The organism is Pantoea sp. nfd-35 (genome assembly GCF_056892255.1).
The window spans coordinates 1,002,775-1,022,472 of record NZ_CP122403.1; the positions used below are offsets into that span (position 1 = coordinate 1,002,775).

Annotated in this window: 21 protein-coding genes; 13 read left to right on the plus strand and 8 right to left on the minus strand. The window is 55.8% G+C overall.

The window, feature by feature from the left end; all coding sequences use genetic code 11:
- Positions 1-111: 111 nt before the first annotated feature.
- From cysJ to P9J57_RS04795, 3 genes are read left to right on the plus strand one after another with little or no spacing between them, the layout of a single operon-like run.
- Positions 112-1,914, plus strand: coding sequence for an NADPH-dependent assimilatory sulfite reductase flavoprotein subunit (gene cysJ, locus P9J57_RS04785; protein ID WP_015699628.1), 1,803 nt, complete (start codon positions 112-114; stop codon positions 1,912-1,914).
- Positions 1,914-3,635, plus strand: coding sequence for an assimilatory sulfite reductase (NADPH) hemoprotein subunit (gene cysI / locus P9J57_RS04790; RefSeq protein WP_014594442.1), 1,722 nt, complete (start codon positions 1,914-1,916; stop codon positions 3,633-3,635). Before cysJ ends, cysI begins: the two co-directional genes overlap by 1 nt.
- Positions 3,632-4,363, plus strand: a complete 732-nt coding sequence (locus P9J57_RS04795; RefSeq protein WP_014594441.1) for a phosphoadenylyl-sulfate reductase — start codon at positions 3,632-3,634, stop codon at positions 4,361-4,363. The genes cysI and P9J57_RS04795 overlap by 4 nt, the downstream gene beginning before the upstream one ends.
- A gap of 95 nt (positions 4,364-4,458) precedes the next feature.
- Here the strand turns inward: P9J57_RS04795 and P9J57_RS04800 are convergent, their stop codons facing one another.
- The 6 genes from P9J57_RS04800 to P9J57_RS04825 form a co-directional block, all read right to left on the minus strand.
- Positions 4,459-5,730 carry an alanine racemase gene (locus P9J57_RS04800; protein WP_019104722.1) on the minus strand — a complete coding sequence of 424 codons (1,272 nt, stop codon included), beginning with the start codon at positions 5,728-5,730 and terminating at the stop codon, positions 4,459-4,461.
- 9 nt (positions 5,731-5,739) lie between these two features.
- On the minus strand, positions 5,740-6,477 hold the full coding sequence (locus P9J57_RS04805) for an amino acid ABC transporter ATP-binding protein (protein ID WP_013026933.1): 738 nt from the start codon (positions 6,475-6,477) through the stop codon (positions 5,740-5,742).
- The gene (locus P9J57_RS04810) at positions 6,474-7,118 is read right to left on the minus strand and encodes an amino acid ABC transporter permease (RefSeq protein WP_013026932.1); all 645 of its coding nucleotides are present in this window, start codon (positions 7,116-7,118) and stop codon (positions 6,474-6,476) included. Before P9J57_RS04810 ends, P9J57_RS04805 begins: the two co-directional genes overlap by 4 nt.
- A complete protein-coding gene (locus P9J57_RS04815; RefSeq protein WP_013026931.1) occupies positions 7,115-7,852 on the minus strand; it encodes an amino acid ABC transporter permease in 738 nt (245 codons plus the stop codon). Before P9J57_RS04815 ends, P9J57_RS04810 begins: the two co-directional genes overlap by 4 nt.
- 47 nt (positions 7,853-7,899) lie before the next feature.
- Positions 7,900-8,742, minus strand: a complete 843-nt coding sequence (locus P9J57_RS04820) for an ABC transporter substrate-binding protein (RefSeq protein WP_013026930.1) — start codon at positions 8,740-8,742, stop codon at positions 7,900-7,902.
- A 124-nt stretch (positions 8,743-8,866) separates the two neighbouring features.
- The gene (locus P9J57_RS04825) at positions 8,867-9,259 is read right to left on the minus strand and encodes a RidA family protein (RefSeq protein ID WP_013026929.1); all 393 of its coding nucleotides are present in this window, start codon (positions 9,257-9,259) and stop codon (positions 8,867-8,869) included.
- 362 nt (positions 9,260-9,621) lie between these two features.
- Here P9J57_RS04825 and P9J57_RS04830 point away from each other — a divergent pair, with 362 nt between their 5' ends.
- On the plus strand, positions 9,622-10,374 hold the full coding sequence (locus P9J57_RS04830; protein ID WP_013026928.1) for an IclR family transcriptional regulator: 753 nt from the start codon (positions 9,622-9,624) through the stop codon (positions 10,372-10,374).
- A gap of 67 nt (positions 10,375-10,441) precedes the next feature.
- Here the strand turns inward: P9J57_RS04830 and P9J57_RS04835 are convergent, their stop codons facing one another.
- Both P9J57_RS04835 and P9J57_RS04840 read right to left on the minus strand, forming a co-directional pair.
- Positions 10,442-10,726, minus strand: coding sequence for a YciI family protein (locus P9J57_RS04835; RefSeq protein ID WP_013026927.1), 285 nt, complete (start codon positions 10,724-10,726; stop codon positions 10,442-10,444).
- Positions 10,727-10,735: 9 nt separating this feature from the next.
- Entirely contained in the window at positions 10,736-11,746 is a 1,011-nt protein-coding gene (locus P9J57_RS04840; RefSeq protein WP_014605170.1) for an aminopeptidase, read from the minus strand.
- 252 nt (positions 11,747-11,998) lie between these two features.
- Here P9J57_RS04840 and cysG point away from each other — a divergent pair, with 252 nt between their 5' ends.
- The 9 genes from cysG to truD all read left to right on the plus strand — a co-directional run bounded on the left by cysG (position 11,999) and on the right by truD (position 19,479).
- A complete protein-coding gene (cysG, locus tag P9J57_RS04845; RefSeq protein WP_013026925.1) occupies positions 11,999-13,414 on the plus strand; it encodes a siroheme synthase CysG in 1,416 nt (471 codons plus the stop codon).
- 11 nt (positions 13,415-13,425) lie between these two features.
- Positions 13,426-14,334, plus strand: a complete 909-nt coding sequence (gene cysD / locus P9J57_RS04850; protein ID WP_006120739.1) for a sulfate adenylyltransferase subunit CysD — start codon at positions 13,426-13,428, stop codon at positions 14,332-14,334.
- Positions 14,335-14,345: 11 nt separating this feature from the next.
- Positions 14,346-15,773 (plus strand): sulfate adenylyltransferase subunit CysN, encoded by a 1,428-nt coding sequence (gene cysN, locus P9J57_RS04855; RefSeq protein WP_483279404.1) that lies wholly within the window; start codon positions 14,346-14,348, stop codon positions 15,771-15,773.
- On the plus strand, positions 15,773-16,378 hold the full coding sequence (gene cysC / locus P9J57_RS04860) for an adenylyl-sulfate kinase (protein ID WP_014594432.1): 606 nt from the start codon (positions 15,773-15,775) through the stop codon (positions 16,376-16,378). Before cysN ends, cysC begins: the two co-directional genes overlap by 1 nt.
- Before the next feature lie 55 nt (positions 16,379-16,433).
- Positions 16,434-16,754 (plus strand): DUF3561 family protein, encoded by a 321-nt coding sequence (locus tag P9J57_RS04865; protein WP_013026921.1) that lies wholly within the window; start codon positions 16,434-16,436, stop codon positions 16,752-16,754.
- A 168-nt stretch (positions 16,755-16,922) separates the two neighbouring features.
- Positions 16,923-17,240: a cell division protein FtsB gene (ftsB, locus tag P9J57_RS04870; RefSeq protein WP_024471451.1), complete on the plus strand. Its 318-nt coding sequence runs from the start codon at positions 16,923-16,925 to the stop codon at positions 17,238-17,240.
- A gap of 3 nt (positions 17,241-17,243) precedes the next feature.
- Positions 17,244-17,960, plus strand: coding sequence for a 2-C-methyl-D-erythritol 4-phosphate cytidylyltransferase (gene ispD / locus P9J57_RS04875; RefSeq protein WP_014594431.1), 717 nt, complete (start codon positions 17,244-17,246; stop codon positions 17,958-17,960).
- A complete protein-coding gene (ispF, locus tag P9J57_RS04880; RefSeq protein ID WP_013026918.1) occupies positions 17,960-18,442 on the plus strand; it encodes a 2-C-methyl-D-erythritol 2,4-cyclodiphosphate synthase in 483 nt (160 codons plus the stop codon). The genes ispD and ispF overlap by 1 nt, the downstream gene beginning before the upstream one ends.
- The gene (truD, locus tag P9J57_RS04885) at positions 18,439-19,479 is read left to right on the plus strand and encodes a tRNA pseudouridine(13) synthase TruD (RefSeq protein WP_013026917.1); all 1,041 of its coding nucleotides are present in this window, start codon (positions 18,439-18,441) and stop codon (positions 19,477-19,479) included. Before ispF ends, truD begins: the two co-directional genes overlap by 4 nt.
- Positions 19,480-19,698 lie beyond the last annotated feature (219 nt).

The following is a 19,698-nucleotide window of genomic DNA, read 5'->3' on the forward strand; positions in this document are numbered from 1 at the left end:
GGTTATTTGATATGTCGAAGGCGTATTTAATCGTTAATATAGCAGCCTGTACCCTTTCTTCTCTTCCGCTACTATTCGGTCCGGACTTCTGCTACTGGAATTTTTATCGCGATGACGACTCAGGCACCAGGCTCAATGCTTCCGCTCTCTCCGGAGCAACTTGCTCGTTTACAGGCAGCAACGACAGATTTTTCCACCACTCAGATGGCCTGGCTCTCTGGCTATTTCTGGGGCATGGTCAATCAAACGCCAGGCCAGGCGGTTGCCAGCGCGCCTGCGCAGGCTGAAACCCCGGCGATTACGCTGCTCTCTGCCTCACAAACCGGCAATGCCCGCCGGGTAGCCGAGCAGTTACGCGATGACCTGCAGTCGGCAAAACTGACCGTGAATCTGGTCAACGCGGGCGACTTTAAATTTAAGCAGATTGGCCAGGAAAAAATTCTGATTGTCGTGACCTCGACGCAGGGCGAAGGCGAACCACCGGAAGAGGCCGTTGCGCTGCATAAATTCCTGATGTCTAAGAAAGCGCCCAAAATGGACGGCGCGGCCTTTGCCGTGTTTGGTCTGGGCGATACCTCCTATGAATTCTTCAGCAAAGCGGGCAAAGATTTTGACAGCCGCCTGGCCGAGCTGGGTGCAGAACGACTGCTGGATCGGGTCGATGCGGATGTTGAATATGCCGAGCAGGCCAGCGCCTGGCGCGCGGCAATTACTGCTGCACTGAAAGAACGCGTACCGGCAGCGTCACCGGCCCAGAGTGCGGCAACCGTCGCCGGCAGCGTGAACGAAGTCTTCACCAGCCCTTACACTAAAGAGCAGCCGCTTAGTGCCAGCCTGGCGGTGAACCAGAAAATTACCGGGCGCGATTCGGACAAAGATGTGCGTCATATCGAGATCGACCTGGGCGATTCAGGGTTACGCTACCAGCCTGGTGATGCGCTGGGCGTCTGGTATGAGAATGACGCGGCCCTGGTGAATGAACTGCTTGAGCTGGTGTGGCTAAAAGGCGATGAGCCGGTTGAGGTGCAGGGCCAGACGTTACCGCTGGCAGAGGCGTTGCAGAAGCATTTTGAGTTAACGGTCAATACGGCGCAAATCGTGGCGCAATATGCGAGCTTAGCGCGTAACGACGAACTGCTGTCGCTGGTGGATGACAAAGCCAAACTGCAGCAGTATGCGCAACGCTATCCGATTGTTGATATGGTTCGTCTGGCACCAGCCCAACTGAGCGCAGAACAGTTATCCGGCTTGCTGCGTCCGTTAACGCCGCGTCTTTACTCTATCGCTTCGTCTCAGGCCGAAACCGATACCGAAGTACATATCACCGTGGGGGCCGTGCGCTTTGATATTGAAGGGCGCCCGCGCGGCGGCGGCGCTTCCACATGGCTGGCGGATCGCATTGAAGAAGACGGTGAGGTGCGCGTGTTTATCGAACACAACGATAATTTCCGCCTGCCCGCCAACCCGGATGCACCGGTCATTATGATTGGGCCTGGCACCGGTATTGCGCCGTTCCGCGCCTTTATGCAGCAGCGCGAGAACGACGGCGCCAGCGGTAAAAACTGGCTATTCTTTGGCAATCCCCACTTTACTGACGATTTCCTGTATCAGGTGGAATGGCAGAAATACGTGAAAGATGGCCTGTTAACGAATATCGATCTGGCCTGGTCGCGCGATCAGGCCGAGAAAATTTACGTACAAGATAAAATCCGCGCTAAGGGTGCGGAGGTGTGGAGCTGGTTACAGGAAGGCGCGCACCTTTACGTCTGCGGCGACGCCAATCGTATGGCAAAAGACGTTGAGCAGGCATTACTGGATGTGGTGGTCGAACACGGCGCTATGGATCGTGAAACGGCTGACGAATTTTTAAGTGAGCTGCGCATTGAGCGCCGTTATCAGCGAGACGTTTACTAATGACTGAAAAATACCCTGGCCCGCTGGTGGTTGAAGGCAAACTCACCGACGCTGAGCGTTTAAAAAAAGAGAGCAACTACCTGCGCGGTACCATCCTTGAGGACCTCGACGAGGGCCTGACCGGTGGTTTCAGCGGCGATAACTTCCTGCTGATCCGTTTTCACGGCATGTATCAGCAGGATGACCGCGATATTCGTGCTGAACGTGCGGAGCAAAAACTTGAGCCTCGCCATGCGATGATGCTGCGCTGTCGTCTGCCGGGCGGGATCATTACGCCCACACAGTGGCTGGCGATTGATAAATTTGCTACCGATAAAACCCTTTACGGCAGCATCCGTTTGACCAACCGTCAGACTTTCCAGTTTCACGGCATTCTGAAGAAGAACGTGAAGCCGACGCACCAGATGCTGCACGAAGTGGGGCTGGATGCGCTGGCGACCGCGAATGACGTTAACCGTAACGTCCTCTGCACCTCAAACCCAGTGGAGTCTGAGTTGCATCAGGAAGCCTATGAGTGGGCCAAAAAGCTGTCGGAGCATCTGCTGCCGCAAACCCGCGCTTATGCAGAGATCTGGTGGGATCAGGAAAAAGTGGCGACCACCGACGAAGAGCCGATCCTGGGCCAGACCTACCTGCCGCGTAAGTTTAAAACCACGGTGGTGATTCCGCCGCATAACGATGTTGATCTGCACGCTAACGATCTGAACTTTATCGCGATTGCGGAAAACGGCAAGCTGGTGGGCTTTAACCTGCTGGTGGGCGGCGGCTTGTCTATCGAGCACGGTAATAAAGCCACCTACGCGCGCACCGCCAGCGAATTTGGCTACTTCCCGGTGGATAAGATCCTGGATGTGGCAGCGGCGGTAGTGACGACCCAGCGCGACTGGGGCAACCGTACCGATCGTAAAAACGCCAAAACCAAATACACGCTGGAACGCGTAGGCGTAGAGACGTTTAAGGCGGAAGTCGAGAAGCGCGCCGGTGTCACGTTTGCGCCGACACGTCCTTACGAATTCACCACCCGTGGCGATCGCATTGGCTGGATCAAGGGCATTGATAACAAGTGGCATCTGACGCTGTTCATCGAAAACGGTCGTCTGCTGGATTATCCGGGACGTCCGCTGAAAAGCGGCGTGGCGGAAATCGCCAAAATCCATCAGGGCGATTTCCGTCTGACCGCCAACCAGAACCTGATTGTGGCAGGCGTGCCGGAAAGCCAAAAAGCGCAGATTGAAGCGATTGCCCGCGAACACGGCCTGATGGAAAACGTGACGGCCCAGCGGGAAAACTCGATGGCCTGCGTGGCGTTTCCAACCTGTCCGCTGGCGATGGCGGAGGCTGAACGTTTTCTGCCGTCTTTCGTGACGAAAGTCGAAGAGATCATGCACAGCCATGGCGTAGGCGAAGAGCACATAGTGTTACGCGTTACCGGTTGTCCGAACGGCTGTGGCCGTGCCATGCTGGCAGAAGTGGGCCTGGTGGGGAAAGCGCCGGGCCGTTACAACCTGCATATCGGGGGTAACCGCATCGGAACGCGCATTCCACGTATGTATCGCGAAAATATTACTGAAAGTGAAATTCTCGCCACACTTGATGAGCTGGTAGGTCGCTGGGCGAAAGAGCGCGAGGCCGCAGAAGGCTTTGGTGACTTCGTGATTCGGGCTGGCATTGTTACGCCGGTGTTGGATCCTGCGCGCGACTTCTGGCAGGAGGCAAAATGAGTATCGATCTTGCAGCACTGAATGAGATGTCGAAGGTCCAGCGCGCGATGGCGTTGGCGGCAACCAACGCCCAACTGGAAAAAGCCACGGCTGAAGAGCGTGTAAGCTGGGCACTGGAAAATCTGCCGGGGGCTTACGTGCTCTCGTCCAGCTTTGGCATTCAGGCTGCGGTATCGCTGCATCTGGTGACGCGCGTACAACCGGATATTCCGGTCATCCTCACCGATACCGGCTATCTGTTTCCGGAAACCTACCGCTTTATTGATGAACTGGCTGACCAGCTTAACCTTAACCTGCAGGTGTTCCGGGCGGAAACCTCGCCAGCGTGGCAGGAAGCCCGCTACGGAAAGCTATGGGAGCAAGGGGTAGAGGGCATTGAACAGTACAACCAGATCAACAAAGTTGAGCCGATGAACCGGGCGCTGGAAACCCTGGGCGCCCAAACCTGGTTTGCGGGCCTGCGACGCGATCAGTCAGGCAGCCGCGCCACATTGCCGGTACTGGGCGTGCAGCGCGGCGTGTTTAAAGTGCTGCCAATTATTGACTGGGATAACCGCCAGATTCATCAGTATCTGCAAACCCACAACCTGAAATACCATCCGCTGTGGGAGGAAGGCTATCTGTCTGTCGGAGATACGCACACCACGCGCAAGTGGGAGCCGGGCATGGCAGAAGAAGAAACGCGTTTCTTTGGCCTGAAACGTGAGTGCGGCCTGCACGAAGGCTAACTGACGCGCTTAGTTCTGGTAACGGGCGATCCTCTGGGGTCGCCCGTTTTGCTATGGCCTCCGTCATCGCCTCAGGGGAAGGATGTCGGCTGCGATCAAAACGCCGTCTCGACGCTGTCCACCACCCGGTATTCATCATCCACTAAGGGAAGATAACGCCATTTATCAAATGCCGTGCACGGATGAGAAATACCGCATCCGACCCAGTCTCCCGGCATCAGCGATTCATCGTCAGGCACGCGTAAATAGGCGTGCTGATCGTTAACCTCACTGATGTGCAGATGCGTGCCGGTTCGTGGCGCGGTGCCATCCGGCTGGCGAATCCACAAAGGCACGGGCAAATCCTGATCGAAGGGCACGTCCCGTCTGCCGAAATCCAGCAGCGCCAGACCAGATTCAGGGCGGGAAAGCACGCGCCCCCAGATTTCCAGGGCCGCTTCAAAATGGTGGTCAGCACCGGGCTGGGAAAAAGGCGCAATACGCGAATAGAGCCCGCTGTCGTGTGCCATGTAGGCACCCGAGCGAATCAAAGGCTGAACCGGCAGCGGCAAAACGGCCTGGGTAAAACAGGCTGTCACCACATCAAACCACGCCCCCCCGCCTGCGCTGAGCAGAATCGTCTTGCTGTGGAACAGCTGGCGTTCAGCCAGCATTCTGGCGCAGTCCAGCATAACGTTGCAGTAGTGCTGAATTAACGCCACGCCAGCCGCATCCCGCCCGGCACCCAGCGCGCCTTCGTAGCCTGCGACACCCACAAGATGAAGATGGCGACTTTGGGCGATGCGCTCAGCAATCGCCAGCACCTCCTCTTCGGTTCTGCATCCTGTTCTGCCGCCGGGAATCGACACTTCAATCAAGACCGCAATGGCCGTGTCGCCCAGGTTTTGCTCCAGCAGCGTGACGCCCGCCAGGGAGTCAACGTAACAGAGAAAGCCGTGGTCAGGATGCCGACGCTGCCATTCACCAATCCAGCGAATTCCGCCAGGATCGACACATTCGTTTGCCAGAAACACGTTGCGGATACCGAAATGGCGCAGGGCGCGCACCTGAGCAGGTGTTGCTGCGCTGATCCCCCACGCGCCGCCCTGGGTCACGGCCCGGCGTAAGACTGCCGGTGCCATTGAGGTTTTGCCATGTGCCGCCAGCATGACGCCTTTCTCCTGGCAAAACGCCGCTAACTGCCGCAGGTTGTTTTCCAGAGCGGACTGTTTCATTACCATGACGGGCGAAAAGACATCTTCACTACTCAGCACGGCGGTGCCGACCTTAAGGGGAGCATCGCCCTCACCGGCAACCGATTTAAAGCGGGGCGACGGCTGCGCAGTGTCCAGCTTCGCGTCTGCGACCAGCGGAAAATGCAAAGACATGGCGGCACCTTAGTGCTCAAGCACGCGTGACAGAAACTGTTGCGTGCGCGGATTCTGCGGATGAACAAAAATGTCGTCCGGCTTACCCTGCTCAGCAATCACGCCCTGATCCATAAAAACAACGCGATCGGCTGTTTTCCGGGCAAACCCCATTTCGTGGGTCACCACCACCATTGTCATGCCCTCGCGCGCCAGCCCGCGCATCACTTCCATCACTTCACCCACTAATTCAGGATCGAGAGCGGACGTGGCTTCATCAAAGAACATGATTTTTGGCTGCACCGCCAGAGCGCGCGCAATGGCCACACGTTGTTGCTGTCCCCCGGAGAGCTGAGAAGGATAGTGATCGGCGCGGTCAGCCAGTCCAACGCGCTCCAGCGCTGCCATCCCGCGCGAATTCGCCTCGGCCACTGACAGCTTCTGCGCTTTTATCAGTGCCAGGGTGACATTGCCGAGGGCGGTTTTATGAGGAAACAGGTTGAACTGTTGGAACACCATCCCCACCTGACCACAAATATCACGATTGCGTTTTGGGTCGTGCAGCGGAACGTCGTTAACCCAAATTTCGCCGCCGTCGGCCTTTTCCAGACCACTCATGATCCGTAGTACGGTACTTTTACCGGAACCGGATGCGCCGATCAGCACCAGCACCTCTCCGGGCGAGACATCAAGGCTGATCTCTTTCAGAACTTGCGTAGCGCCAAATGACTTCGTAATCCGGCTCAGAGTAATGGCTGCATTTTTCATGATAACGAGTTCCTGGTTTGCTGATGCTGGACCCAGCGGGAAAGCGGAAAACAGATAACGAAATAGAGCAGGGCAACCAGACCATAAACCACTACGGGCTGTCCGATGCGATCGACGATGGCCTGGCCCTGATGCATCAGTTCCGACATGCCTATCATGCTGACGATAGAGGTATCTTTAATCAGCGACAGATACTGACCCACCAGCGGCGGCAATACGATGCCGCGAGTTTGCGGCAGAATCACGCTGGTAAAAGTCTGCCGCCTGGAGAGCCCAAGGATCCACGAAACTTCCCACTGTCCTTTCGGCACGGCTTCAATCCCGCCACGAAAAATCTCGGCAATGTAAGCGCCCTGATAAATGCTCAGGCCCAAAATGCCTGCGGCAAACAGGTTGATGTCATACCCGAAATAGGCCACGCCAAAGTAAATAAACATCAGCGTGATAAGCACGGGCGTGCCGCGAAACAGCTCGGTATAGATCACGGCAATTTGCCGGGCGACAGGGATGCGGCTGGTACGCAAAATCGCGGCCAGTAAACCCAGCAACGTGCTGCCCGCAATGGCAGCGACCGACAGCAATAACGTAATCACCAGACCGCGCCACAGGAGCGGCAGACTGCTGAGGATCAGTTCGCTCATTGGGCTGGCTCCCGTTTAATCGTATGGGAAAACATTCTTTTCGCCTGCGTCCAGATGGGCCGTTTGACCGAGACAACCAGCGGCGGCATAAACAGTCGGCGTCCCGCGACATTGCCCAGCCAGGAAAACAGGTTACTGAGAAACAGATAGACCAGCGCGACGACGCTGAATGTCTGAATGTAGAGCAGCGTACGCGCATTGATGACCGTTGCAGTTCCCGTCAACTCCGGTAGCGCAATGGCTGACAGCAGTGAGGTGCCCAACAGTAGCTGAATCAGGTTGTTAATAATCGCGGGCCAGACGGCGCGCGCGGCCTGAGGCATGACCACGTTTAAAAATCGCTGGCGACGACTAATGCCAAGAATCCAGGCGGCTTCCAGCTGACCTTTGGGGACGGACTGAATACCGGCGCGAAAAACCTCAGCCAGATACGCACCGACGTTAATCCCCAGCGCCAGCACGCCCGCGGTAAAGGCGCTCATGGTAATGCCCAGCGAGGGAAGCCCGAAAAAGACGATAAAAATCTGCAGCAACACGGGCGTGTTACGAATAAATTCAACGTAGCCGTGGCTCAACCAGCGCAAAGGCGCAAAAGTCGCAGATTTCGCCAGCGCGGCCAGCAGTCCCAGTACCAGCGCCAGCATAAAAGCCAGCAACGTCACCTGAAGCGTTAACCAGGTCGCGGCGAGAAAGGTATCGGCATATTGCCAGAGTGTCAGCCATTGGTAGCGCATAGAAAGCCTCCTCAGGAGGACACAGGCGTGACCTGCGTCCTCTTCTGTCAGAACTGCGGATTCAGCGGATAGCGAGGCTTACTGCCAAACCATTTTTGGTAGAGCTGAGCGTTCTCACCTGATGCGTTAATTTCAAACAGGAATTCGTTGAGATAGTTCGTCCACACCTGATCGCCTTGCTTGACGCCGAACGCGTTGTATTCCAGCGGAACCAGGGCTTCATTAGTGACTTCCAGTGTTGGGTCGAGTTTGGCCTGATAGGCGAGGAAGTTATTATCTTCAATCATGGCATCTGCCTGACCCTGCTTCACGGCCAGAATTGCTGCCTGAGAGGAATCATATTCCTGGATCTTTACATCGATCCCCATGCTGCGAACTTCGTCGCCGTTGGTCGAGCCTTTGACCGTCGCGATAGTTTTTCCTGCCATGTCGTGGGCCGATTTGATTCCGCTTACTTTGCGAACCAGCATCGCTTCACTGGCCACCACGTAAGGCTGAGTAAAACCAATCTCTTTGGCGCGCTCCAGGTTGCGGGTGAAATTACAGAACACGACATCCACTTTATTGGTTTGCAGATTAGGAATGCGGTTAGCGCTGGTGGTGTTCACCATTTCGAGCTTTACCCCCATCGCTTTTGCCAGGGCTTTGGCCAGATCCACATCGTAACCGTCGGGATTACCGGCTTTATCGTAAAAACCGAAGGGCGCAAAGCTCAGGCAGTCACCCACCCGCAACGTGCCACGCTGAAGCACGGTTTGCAGCGTGGATGCCGGTGCGGCACCTGCGGTTTCATTTTTATTGTCCGTTGGCGTACAACCGGCCAGTGCCACCACGGTGAACAGGGCAGGCAGGAACCGGGTGAATACATTTTGCTGGAAAGTGGTATTCATATTTCTGCTCTCAAATAAAAGAGGGATATCACCAACATTATTAAATAATGTGGAGAGACGTTTTTTAATTATCACTTTTATACCGAATGCGTTTATTTCTGGCCGGGGAGATAAGAATCAGCTTTTATTTCCGTTCGGCATTAAAACACGTCATATCGACTTCGACTTTGCAATCCACAACCAGGTCCTGCACGCTGCAAATACGGGCGGGCGGGTTATCATGAAAAAGCTCACTAAACACTTTATTAAATGAGCTGAAGTAACGTGCATCCGTCAGGACCGCCGTCACATGCACCACATCCTGAATCCGATAGCCTGCTTCCTGCATAATGGTCAGACAGTTGTCGAAGGCCAGGCGCGTCTGCTCAATGATGCCGCCTTCAACGACCTCGCCGCCTTTCATTGGCGTCTGCCCGGAGATATACAGCCAGCCGTCGGCTTCTACCGCACGGGCAAAAGGCAGCTTTTGTCCTCCGGTACCGACACCGCCCTCTGTGCCATAGCGCTTGATTGTCATGCTTGTGCCCTTAGAATCATTCCTGTAGCTTGTCTGATATACCGGAATTAAATCTGCAATACCGGATGGGTCGAGATTTGCACAATGTTATTTCTTTTGCAATAGCCTGATCAGGGATTATTTTGATGCTTTACAACTGGCTTCACGAATATTTGTCATTAATGATAAGTTTTTTAAATAAATGGTGATGAAGATCTCTTTTTATCATTATTGAGTGCGCTCTTTTGGTGCCCTGATAAATAGCATGTCGCGAAAAAAAGAAAAGGCGGGATAGCGTGCGCGACCGTAGGTAAAACAAAGTGGGCTGTGTATGATGTATTACATCAACCTTAACGTGACGATCCCGGCAGGAGAATAAGGGTATGCAGGAAGATAAACCCGCCAGAGCACGTGGCGTGGACCGTGTGATCGCGATTTTTCGTCAGTTACACGTTGCCCGCCAGCCCATGGCGATGCGTGAACTGATCGAGGCGACGGGCGCGCCCCGCTCAAGCGTGTATGAACTGGTTAATCTGTTGAGTGAGGCGGGGCTGGTCGAAATTGATTCGGAAGGCAGTATCTATTTTGGTCGTGAAATGCACTATTACGGTGCGGATTATATGGCGCACAATCCCCTGATCCGTCGTGCCCATCAGTTAATGATCGAGATGGTTGCTGAGCATGGTGAAACCGTGCAGCTGTGTATGCTGGAAGGCAATAAATACACGGTGGTTCTGTCAGAGAGCAATGCCCATCCGTTCAAGATAACCTCCGATATCGGCGTTAAAATCCCGATTCCCTGGACAGCCACCGGCCGCTTGCTGCTGAGTAACTGGAGCGATGAGGCGATTTTGGCCCTGATCCCGGAAGAGGATTACCAGCTGGCGAACGGGAAGGTGCTGGATAAGCAGGACTTTCTGGCTGACATTCACCGGGCCGGGCATCTTGGCTACTCCATGACGGAAGGGCTGTCAGAGAGCTTTACCTGCTGTATGGCTGCGCCTATTCGCGCCCGCAACGATCTGGCGGTGGCGGCCATCTGTTTTATGGTCAGCCGGGATACACCAGAAGCGCGGCGTCAGATGCTGCTGAAAACCTTAATTAACGCGGGTCAGAAGCTGTCTGACTTTACCTGAGCCGACGGGCAAGTTGAAAGCAGCGCCGCGTGGGGAAACGAGGCGCCCGGCGCTGTTGGCTCAGGGGCTACAGGTCTTTCAGCCCCGCAAACGCATCGGCTGTGCGCGTCACGTTGACCTTTGTGACCTCATAATGGGCCACGGCGACAAAGGGATCTTCCGCCAGAATCGTATCCAGCCGGGCGCGATCCATGTCTCTTACCATGATCATGCCGCCCGTGCGGGGATCTTTGCGGCCGGCAGCAATAAACTCACCGTTGTCAAAATAGCGATCCAGCCACGTTATATGGGGTGCCAGCAGGGCTTCCACTTCCTCGATGGGCCGAAAATAACTCAGGTAAATGACATACATCGTCTGTCCTCACACTTTGGGGTTGGTTAACTCGCTCAGCAATGGCAGCAGCACTTTAACGCTGTCATGGGTACGAAGACCAATCCGGCCGGGTAGCCAGTGATCTAAAAAATCCAGATTATCGCGATCGGTCTGATGCCAGGTCGTGCCATCCGGGAAATGCCGGGAACGGGTGCGTTGCTGTTCACCATCCTTGCTGCCCAGGTTCCAGTTTCGCGCAGTGACATCAAGCAAAGGGAATCCTGCCGCGTCGAAAGGATTGATGCCCTGAAAATCAGTGCTCTTCATCTGACGACTGACGGCAGAAATGCCATAGCGGCGAGCCAGCAGTAAGGCGCGTTCGCTGGTCTGTTTACGCACGGCGCGCGGCGTGTTGATGCCGCTGTTGAAATAAAGGTGGTCGCCCGTAATCAGGCTGTTGAGATCGATCACCAGCAGCGTATTTTTTTTCTCTTTCTCACTCATGCGTGCCACATAGTCTTCCATGCCGTGCAACTGTGATTCGCTGGCGCTGAGCGCGACAAAGCGCACGCCATAATGGAGCGGTTTATGACTCATCTGCCGGGCCAGTTCCAGCATCACGCCAAGCCCGGATGCATTGTCATCAACGCCTTGCAAACGCAATCCGCCTACGCTGCGCGCGGTTTCACTGCGGGTAAGCGGAATCCAGGTATCCAGGCTGGCGACAACCAGGATTTCCTGGGGCGCACTGCCTTCACGCGCGGCAATAACCGATGTAGCGGTAAGCTTATGCCAGCGCGAGGTGCCGTCATTTTCATGCCAGCTGTAGCCGGTATTAAACTGCCGGGTATTAGTTTCAAAACCGAGTTGGGTAAACTGCTGCTGCAGATAGTCGGCCGCCATCAGTTCAGCCGGGCTTCCGCTCATGCGGCCGGGAAAATAGGTGGCAATATGACGAACCTGTTGCTCAGCAAAGTGCCCGGTGAGGTCGGTCACGGCCTGAGCGCTAAAAATAATGCAGCCGCCAAGCAGTACGGCCAGGCGGAGAAAGGCAGACATGTCGGGTTCCTTGTGGATCATTCCGTAAAAGAGGGCCATATTTTTTTGTGCCTAGTATGAAACTGTGAAGGTGATTACACAATTTGAATCGTCCGGAAAGCCTCATAAGATCATTCGCTAAGCACATTTTGTTCTGAGCTTTTGCCGAGCGTTATTCCATTCGGTAACATCTCATTCCAATTCGTAATTTCATCTCAATAAACCTGTGAACGTATAGTCGCGATAACGCTTCGTAACAACACTAGGGTTAACGTGGATTATTTGCCTCTTTTTGCCGATCTCGCAGGTCGACCCGTACTGGTCGTCGGCGGCGGAGATATCGCGGCGCGCAAGATTGAGCTGCTGCGTCGGGCCGGGGCGCGCATTCAAATCGCCTCACGCGAACTCTGCCCCGAGTTACAGGCTTTGCTGGATGAACAGCAGCTTGAATGGCTGGCCACGTCCTTTGAACCCGCTCAGCTCGACAAGGTCTTTCTGGTCATTGCCGCTACCGATGACAATGCGCTGAATGCGCAGGTCTATGACGAAGCGAATGCCCGCCACAAGCTGGTAAACGTGGTAGACGATCAGCCTAAATGCAGCTTTATTTTCCCCTCTATTGTTGATCGTTCGCCACTGGTCGTGGCGATCTCCTCCAGTGGCACCGCGCCGGTGCTGGCCCGCATGCTGCGCGAGAAACTCGAAACGCTGCTGCCATCCCATCTGGGCCAAATGGCCGAGCTGGCGGGTCAGTGGCGTGACAAAGTCAAAGCTCGCTTCAGCCGTATGTCCGATCGCCGTCGTTACTGGGAAAGAATATTTAATGGCCGTTTTGCCAGTCAGATGGCGACGGGCGACGTTACGGCCGCTAAACAGACGCTGGATAGCGAACTGGGCGATCAGCCGCCCCGACAGGGCGAAATTATTCTGGTTGGCGCGGGGCCTGGCGACAGCGGCCTGTTAACCCTGCGCGGACTGCAGGTGATGCAGCTGGCGGATGTGGTGCTCTACGATCATCTCGTCAGCGATGAGGTGCTCGATCTGGTCCGGCGCGATGCCGATCGTATCTGCGTAGGCAAGCGTGCCAGCGCCCATCTCCTGCCGCAGGACGAAATTAACCAGTTGATGGTGCAGCTGGCGCAGAAAGGCAAACGTGTGGTGCGCCTTAAAGGCGGCGATCCCTTTATTTTTGGCCGCGGCGGCGAAGAGTTGCAGGCGGCGCAGCAAGCGGGTATTCCATTCCAGGTCGTGCCTGGCGTAACGGCCGCCGCAGGGGCTACCGCCTATGCTGGCATTCCGCTGACGCACCGTGATTACGCACAAAGCGTGCTGTTTATCACCGGACACTGCCGTCCGGATGGCGATGATATTGACTGGCCATCCCTCGCGCGTGCCCGTCAGACGCTGGCGATCTACATGGGCGCAGTCAAGGCGGCTCACATCAGCCAGCAGCTTATTCTTCATGGGCGCGCCGCCTCAACACCGGTTGCGGTGATTGGGCGCGGTACCCGGCCGGATCAACAGGTATTGACCGGCACACTCGAACATCTGGAGACGCTGGCAGCGTCAGCGCCTTCCCCGGCCCTGCTGGTGATTGGGGAAGTGGTTAATTTACACGGGCAACTGGCCTGGTTTCAGCATTCGGCACAGCAGGGGGCTCGCGAGTCCGCCGTTGTCAATCTGGCTTGAGAGGAAAAACGATGGACCAAAAACGACTCACTCATCTGCGCCAACTGGAGGCGGAGAGCATCCATATTATCCGCGAAGTGGCAGCCGAATTCGGCAATCCGGTCATGATGTATTCCATCGGCAAGGATTCCTCTGTCATGCTGCATCTGGCGCGTAAGGCCTTCTATCCAGGCACGTTGCCGTTTCCGTTGCTGCACGTGGACACCGGCTGGAAATTTCGCGAGATGTATGAATTCCGCGACCGCACCGTCAAAGCGATGGGCGCGGAGCTGTTGGTACATCGCAATCCCGAAGGGGTGGCGATGGGGATAAACCCCTTTGTGCATGGCAGTGCCAAGCACACCGACATTATGAAAACCGAAGGCCTGAAGCAGGCGCTGAACAAGTACGGCTTTGATGCGGCCTTCGGCGGCGCCCGTCGGGATGAAGAGAAGTCACGTGCCAAAGAGCGTATTTACTCGTTCCGTGACCGTTTTCACCGCTGGGACCCAAAAAATCAGCGCCCGGAACTGTGGCACAACTACAACGGCCAGATTAACAAAGGCGAGAGCATCCGTGTTTTCCCGCTGTCTAACTGGACCGAGCTGGATATCTGGCAATACATCTTCCTGGAAAACATTGAGATCGTGCCGCTTTATCTGGCCGCGCCGCGTCCCGTACTGGAACGTGATGGCATGTTGATGATGATCGATGACGATCGAATTAACCTCCAGCCAGGTGAAGTGATCAAACAGCGCATGGTTCGTTTCCGTACCCTTGGGTGCTGGCCGTTGACCGGTGCGGTGGAATCTGAAGCGCAAACCTTGCCTGAGATTATTGAAGAGATGCTGGTTTCCACCACCAGCGAGCGTCAGGGCCGTGTGATTGACCGCGATCAGTCCGGTTCGATGGAACTGAAAAAACGTCAGGGTTATTTCTAAGGAGACGCCAGATGAATACCGTAATTGCACAACAGATTGCCGAACAGGGCGGCGTTGAAGCCTGGCTGACCGCACAACAACATAAAAGCCTGCTGCGTTTTTTGACCTGCGGCAGCGTCGATGACGGCAAAAGTACGCTGATTGGCCGCTTGCTGCATGACACGCGTCAGATCTATGAAGATCAGCTGTCTTCATTACAAAGCGACAGCAAACGTCACGGCACCCAGGGCGAGAAACTGGATCTGGCGCTGCTGGTCGATGGCTTACAGGCCGAGCGCGAGCAGGGGATCACAATTGATGTCGCCTATCGCTATTTCTCCACCGAAAAACGTAAGTTCATCATCGCCGACACGCCAGGCCATGAGCAGTACACCCGCAATATGGCAACGGGCGCATCAACCTGTGACCTGGCGATCCTGCTGATCGACGCCCGCAAAGGCGTACTGGATCAGACGCGTCGCCACAGCTTTATTTCGACGCTGCTGGGCATCAAGCATCTGGTTGTGGCGATAAACAAAATGGATCTGGTGGATTACCAGCAGTCTGTGTTTGAGCAGATCAAGCAGGATTACCTCGATTTTGCCGGCCAGTTGCCTGAAGACCTGGATATTCGCTTTGTGCCGATGTCGGCGCTGGAAGGCGAAAACGTCGCCTCACAGAGCCAGAGCATGCCGTGGTACAGCGGCCCGACGTTACTCGACGTTCTGGAAACCGTGGAGTTAAACGCGGTGGTGGATCACCAGCCGATGCGTTTCCCGGTGCAGTATGTTAATCGTCCCAATCTCGACTTCCGCGGTTATGCCGGTACGCTGGCCTCTGGCGTGGTGAAAGTGGGACAGCGCGTTAAAGTCCTGCCTTCAGGCGTGGAGTCCACCATTGCCCGCATTGTGACCTTTGACGGCGATCTGCAGGAAGCGGGAGCGGGCGAGGCCATTACGCTGGTCCTGAACGACGAAATCGATATCAGCCGTGGCGATCTGTTAGTGGACGCCAGCGCCGAGCTGCGCGCCGTTCAGTCCGCCACCGTCGATGTGGTGTGGATGGCTGAGCAGCCGCTTCAGGCCGGACAGAGCTACGATGTAAAAATCGCCGGTAAGAAAGCCCGTGGGCGAGTGGAAAAGGTCATTCACCAGGTTGAGATTAATTCACTGGAGAAACGGCAGGTGGACAATCTGCCGCTGAACGGGATTGGCCTTGCTGAGTTTACGTTTGATGAGCCGCTGGTGCTTGACAGCTATCAGCAAAATCCCGTAACCGGCGGCATGATCATTATTGACCGTCTGAGTAACGTCACCGTAGGCGCGGGGCTGATTCATGAACCACTGAACGATCGGCCGCAGCACAACGGCGAGTTCAGCGCGTTCGAACTCGAGCTTAATGCACTGGTCCGTCGCCACTTCCCGCACTGGAATGCGCGCAATCTGCTGGGCGGTCAGTAATGGCCCAACACGATGAAAACGTAGTATGGCATGACCATCCGGTTACGCAGCAGGCACGCGAACAGCAACATGGCCATCAGGGCGTGGTACTGTGGTTTACCGGCCTTTCGGGGTCCGGTAAATCCACCGTTGCGGGGGCGCTGGAGCAGGCGCTACACCGTATCGGTGTCAGCACCTATCTGCTGGACGGCGATAATGTCCGTCACGGGTTGTGTCGCGATCTGGGCTTTAGCGATGAACATCGTAAAGAGAATATCCGCCGTGTAGGCGAGGTGGCCAAACTGATGGTGGATGCCGGTTTGGTCGTCCTTACCGCCTTTATCTCACCGCACCGTGCCGAGCGCCAGATGGTGCGCGATCTGCTGGACAGCGACCGGTTTATCGAGGTTTTTGTCGATACGCCGCTGGCAGTGTGTGAAGCGCGCGATCCTAAAGGGTTGTACAAAAAAGCCCGTGCAGGCGAGTTACAGAATTTCACTGGAATAGACAGCGTTTATGAAGCGCCGGACCAGCCAGAAATCTGGCTTAACGGGGAACAATTGGTTACAAAACTGACGGCCCAATTGTTAGATCTGCTGCGTCAGCGCGATATTATCAGTTCCTGAACAGACAGCGGCAAAGCGCCTTTCGTTTTGCCGCCTTCGCGTTGACAGGATATTTATGCAGAACATTACTCCCATGCTGGCACGCAAAGACCACCGTACACCGGATGAGCCTCGTTCCGTCCTTCCTGGAGGCGTCATTGGCTTTATCTGTTACTGGTGCGCGCTTGCCATACCTTTCCTGTTGTACGGCTCCAGCACGCTGTTTTTCTTCCTCTACACGTGGCCCTTTTTCCTGGCCCTGTTTCCCGTTTCCGTTCTCACAGGAATGGTATTGAATACCTGGCTCCGTGGGCAACTGCTCTGGACCGTTCTGATCTGCGTTGCTGCGGTGGCCTGTCAGTTCTGGTTACTGTTCCTGTTTCTGTCCCGCTGGTAAGGACACTGATGTCTAAACGCAGCAGCAGGTTACAAAAGTTTTCCTGCTTTGCGTCCGATCTTTTCCTCCCTTTTTTGTCTGCATAAACGGCATTGCACGCCATTTTTACTGCCAGTGTGGAGTCCTGGGTAAAGTTATGGGATGATTGGGCCGTTTTTAGGGGGCGGGATGGGAAAACTGACGTTACTGCTGTTGGTGCTGTTGGGTTGGCTGCAATATTCATTGTGGCTGGGTAAGAATGGCATCCATGACTTTACGCGCGTCAACGATGACGTTGCGGTACAAAAGGCGAATAACGCCAAATTGAAAATGCGCAACGATCAACTCTTTGCTGAAATTGACGATCTCAATGGCGGCTCTGAAGCGATTGAGGAACGCGCACGCAGCGAATTAGGCATGATTAAGCCTGGTGAAACCTTCTATCGTCTGGTCCCTGACCAGAACAAACGCAACGCGCAACAAGCCGCGCAAAACCAACAACGATAAAACATGAACAATCGGTCCCACTCTGCGGATGTGATTGCCGTTGTGCCCGCTGCCGGTATCGGCAGCCGCATGCAGGCAACCTGCCCTAAACAGTATCTGACGATTGGTCAGCACACCCTTCTGGAACACAGCATTGCCCGTCTGTTTTCCCATCCAGCTGTCTCGCAGGTTATCGTCGCGTTAAGCCCAGACGATCGGCACTTTGCTGCTTTGCCTCTGGCAGACGATCCGCGCGTGATTTGCGTCACCGGGGGCGATACGCGCGCGGAGTCGGTTCTGGCTGGCCTGCAGGCAGCTCAGGGTGCCAGCTGGGTGCTGGTTCACGATGCGGCACGGCCTTGCCTGCATCCTGACGACCTGGATCGTCTGCTGCAGTTGCGGGAAACCAGCAAAACGGGCGGCATTCTGGCGGCGCCCGTGTGTGACACCATGAAACGCGGCGAGCCTGGTCAGGCGGCGATTGCGCACACTGTCGATCGCGACAACCTGTGGCACGCTTTAACCCCGCAATTTTTCCCCCGGGCCTTACTGACGGCCAGCCTGATGCGAGCCTTGAACGAAGGGGCGACCATTACCGACGAAGCCTCGGCGCTGGAGTACTGCGGTTATCATCCTGAGCTGGTAACAGGCCGTAGCGACAACATCAAAGTTACCCGCCCGGAAGACTTAGCCCTGGCGGCTTTTTATCTCAGTCAGATTCAGTCAAAGGAGAGCACATAATGCGTATCGGTCACGGTTTTGACGTTCACGCCTTCGGTGGAGAAGGTCCGCTGGTGATTGGCGGTGTGCGAATCCCATTTGAGTATGGCTTTATTGCCCATTCCGATGGTGATGTGGCGCTGCATGCGCTCACCGATGCGCTGTTGGGCGCGGTGGCCATGGGCGATATTGGCAAGCTGTTCCCGGACACCGATCCGGCGTTCAAAGGCGCGGACAGCCGCGGGCTGTTGCGTGAAGCATGGCGTCGCATTGAGGCCAAAGGCTACTGCATTGGCAACGTCGATGTCACGCTGATTGCCCAGGCACCTAAAATGCTGCCGCACGTGCCGCAAATGCGCATTAATATTGCCGAAGATCTGGGCTGCCACATGGACCAGGTTAACGTTAAAGCCACCACCACCGAGAAACTCGGTTTTACCGGTCGGGGTGAAGGTATTGCGTGTGAAGCGGTGGCCTTACTGTTGAAAGTGGAACCGGCATGACGCTGCACTACCTGCAGGGTACGCCAAAGGCGACAGGCGTGATTAAAGCGACACCGGAAGATTTCGTGGTCGTGGAAGATTTGGGTTATCAGCCGGATGGCGAGGGTGAGCACGTGCTGGTGCGCATTCGCAAAAGCGGCGCCAATACCCGTTTTGTTGCCGAAGCCCTGGCGAAGTTTATGAAGGTCAGCGTACGCGACCTGAGCTATGCGGGCATGAAAGATCGCCACGCGGTCACGGAACAGACGCTTTGCTTTCGCGTCCCCGGCAATTCCATGCCCGTTCTGGCGGGGTTTGCGCTGGACGGCGTTGACATACTTGAGGTGGTGCGCCATAAGCGCAAGCTGCGCATCGGTGCCCTGGCGGGAAATGCATTCCGGCTGGTGATCCGGCAGGTCAGCCATCGTGAGGAAACAGAGGCGCGGCTGGTTAGCATCCGTGATAACGGCGTGCCCAACTATTTTGGCGAACAACGCTTTGGCCGCAACGGCAATAACCTGGTGACGGCGGCAAAGTTAGCGCGGAACGAGATTCAGATACGCGATCGCAGCAAGCGCGGACTGATGCTCTCGGCGGCGCGCAGTGCGCTGTTCAATCAGGTGACCAGCATGCGTTTAGCGCAGCAGGGCGGATTAACCCAGGTTATGAACGGGGATGCACTGCAGCTTACCGGTCGCGGCAGCTGGTTCGTTGCCCAGCCGGAAGAGCTGGCCGAGCTGCAGACGCGTGTTAATCAGCATGCGCTTCGCATTACGGCACCGTTACCGGGGCAGGGCGAGCCCGGCCCTCAGGCGGATGCGCTGGCTTTTGAACAGCAGTGCCTGGCCGATGCCGGTGAGCTGCGCGGTCTGCTTGAGCGTGAGCGCGTGGATGCCGGGCGCCGGGCGATGCTGGTGGTTCCGCGCGACCTGCGCTGGCGCTGGCAGGATGAGGCCACGCTGGAGATGCAATTCTGGCTGCCCGCAGGCAGCTTTGCCACCAGCGTTGTCCGGGAGTTGCTCAACAGCACCGAGTTACTTGATATGCCTGACGAATAAGCCACGACGTCGCCTGTGTATCAGAACCGGCCTCGTCGTCAGGCTGCCAACGAGCCGCGTAGGCGGCCCGTTGGCATGGCAGTGTGCGTATTTCACTGTTCCAGATGCTTTAACATCGTAGCGACCTTGCTCTTTTCCTGCCCGTTCGTTTGATTTTCGCCTACCACTTCCTCTCGCTCACCGCTAGAATGCAAAAGTCGCTGTCCACTCTTAACTTGT

Excerpts from the sequence above, each read along its gene's own strand:
- cysJ (WP_015699628.1), top strand. The coding sequence starts at position 112 with ATGACGACTCAGGCACCAGGCTCAATGCTTCCGCTCTCTCCGGAGCAA.
- cysI (WP_014594442.1), top strand. The coding sequence starts at position 1,914 with ATGACTGAAAAATACCCTGGCCCGCTGGTGGTTGAAGGCAAACTCACC.
- P9J57_RS04795 (WP_014594441.1), top strand. The coding sequence starts at position 3,632 with ATGAGTATCGATCTTGCAGCACTGAATGAGATGTCGAAGGTCCAGCGC.
- P9J57_RS04800 (WP_019104722.1), bottom strand. The coding sequence starts at position 5,730 with ATGTCTTTGCATTTTCCGCTGGTCGCAGACGCGAAGCTGGACACTGCG.
- P9J57_RS04805 (WP_013026933.1), bottom strand. The coding sequence starts at position 6,477 with ATGAAAAATGCAGCCATTACTCTGAGCCGGATTACGAAGTCATTTGGC.
- P9J57_RS04810 (WP_013026932.1), bottom strand. The coding sequence starts at position 7,118 with ATGAGCGAACTGATCCTCAGCAGTCTGCCGCTCCTGTGGCGCGGTCTG.
- P9J57_RS04815 (WP_013026931.1), bottom strand. The coding sequence starts at position 7,852 with ATGCGCTACCAATGGCTGACACTCTGGCAATATGCCGATACCTTTCTC.
- P9J57_RS04820 (WP_013026930.1), bottom strand. The coding sequence starts at position 8,742 with ATGAATACCACTTTCCAGCAAAATGTATTCACCCGGTTCCTGCCTGCC.
- P9J57_RS04825 (WP_013026929.1), bottom strand. The coding sequence starts at position 9,259 with ATGACAATCAAGCGCTATGGCACAGAGGGCGGTGTCGGTACCGGAGGA.
- P9J57_RS04830 (WP_013026928.1), top strand. The coding sequence starts at position 9,622 with ATGCAGGAAGATAAACCCGCCAGAGCACGTGGCGTGGACCGTGTGATC.
- P9J57_RS04835 (WP_013026927.1), bottom strand. The coding sequence starts at position 10,726 with ATGTATGTCATTTACCTGAGTTATTTTCGGCCCATCGAGGAAGTGGAA.
- P9J57_RS04840 (WP_014605170.1), bottom strand. The coding sequence starts at position 11,746 with ATGTCTGCCTTTCTCCGCCTGGCCGTACTGCTTGGCGGCTGCATTATT.
- cysD (WP_006120739.1), top strand. The coding sequence starts at position 13,426 with ATGGACCAAAAACGACTCACTCATCTGCGCCAACTGGAGGCGGAGAGC.
- cysN (WP_483279404.1), top strand. The coding sequence starts at position 14,346 with ATGAATACCGTAATTGCACAACAGATTGCCGAACAGGGCGGCGTTGAA.
- cysC (WP_014594432.1), top strand. The coding sequence starts at position 15,773 with ATGGCCCAACACGATGAAAACGTAGTATGGCATGACCATCCGGTTACG.
- P9J57_RS04865 (WP_013026921.1), top strand. The coding sequence starts at position 16,434 with ATGCAGAACATTACTCCCATGCTGGCACGCAAAGACCACCGTACACCG.
- ftsB (WP_024471451.1), top strand. The coding sequence starts at position 16,923 with ATGGGAAAACTGACGTTACTGCTGTTGGTGCTGTTGGGTTGGCTGCAA.
- ispD (WP_014594431.1), top strand. The coding sequence starts at position 17,244 with ATGAACAATCGGTCCCACTCTGCGGATGTGATTGCCGTTGTGCCCGCT.
- ispF (WP_013026918.1), top strand. The coding sequence starts at position 17,960 with ATGCGTATCGGTCACGGTTTTGACGTTCACGCCTTCGGTGGAGAAGGT.
- truD (WP_013026917.1), top strand. The coding sequence starts at position 18,439 with ATGACGCTGCACTACCTGCAGGGTACGCCAAAGGCGACAGGCGTGATT.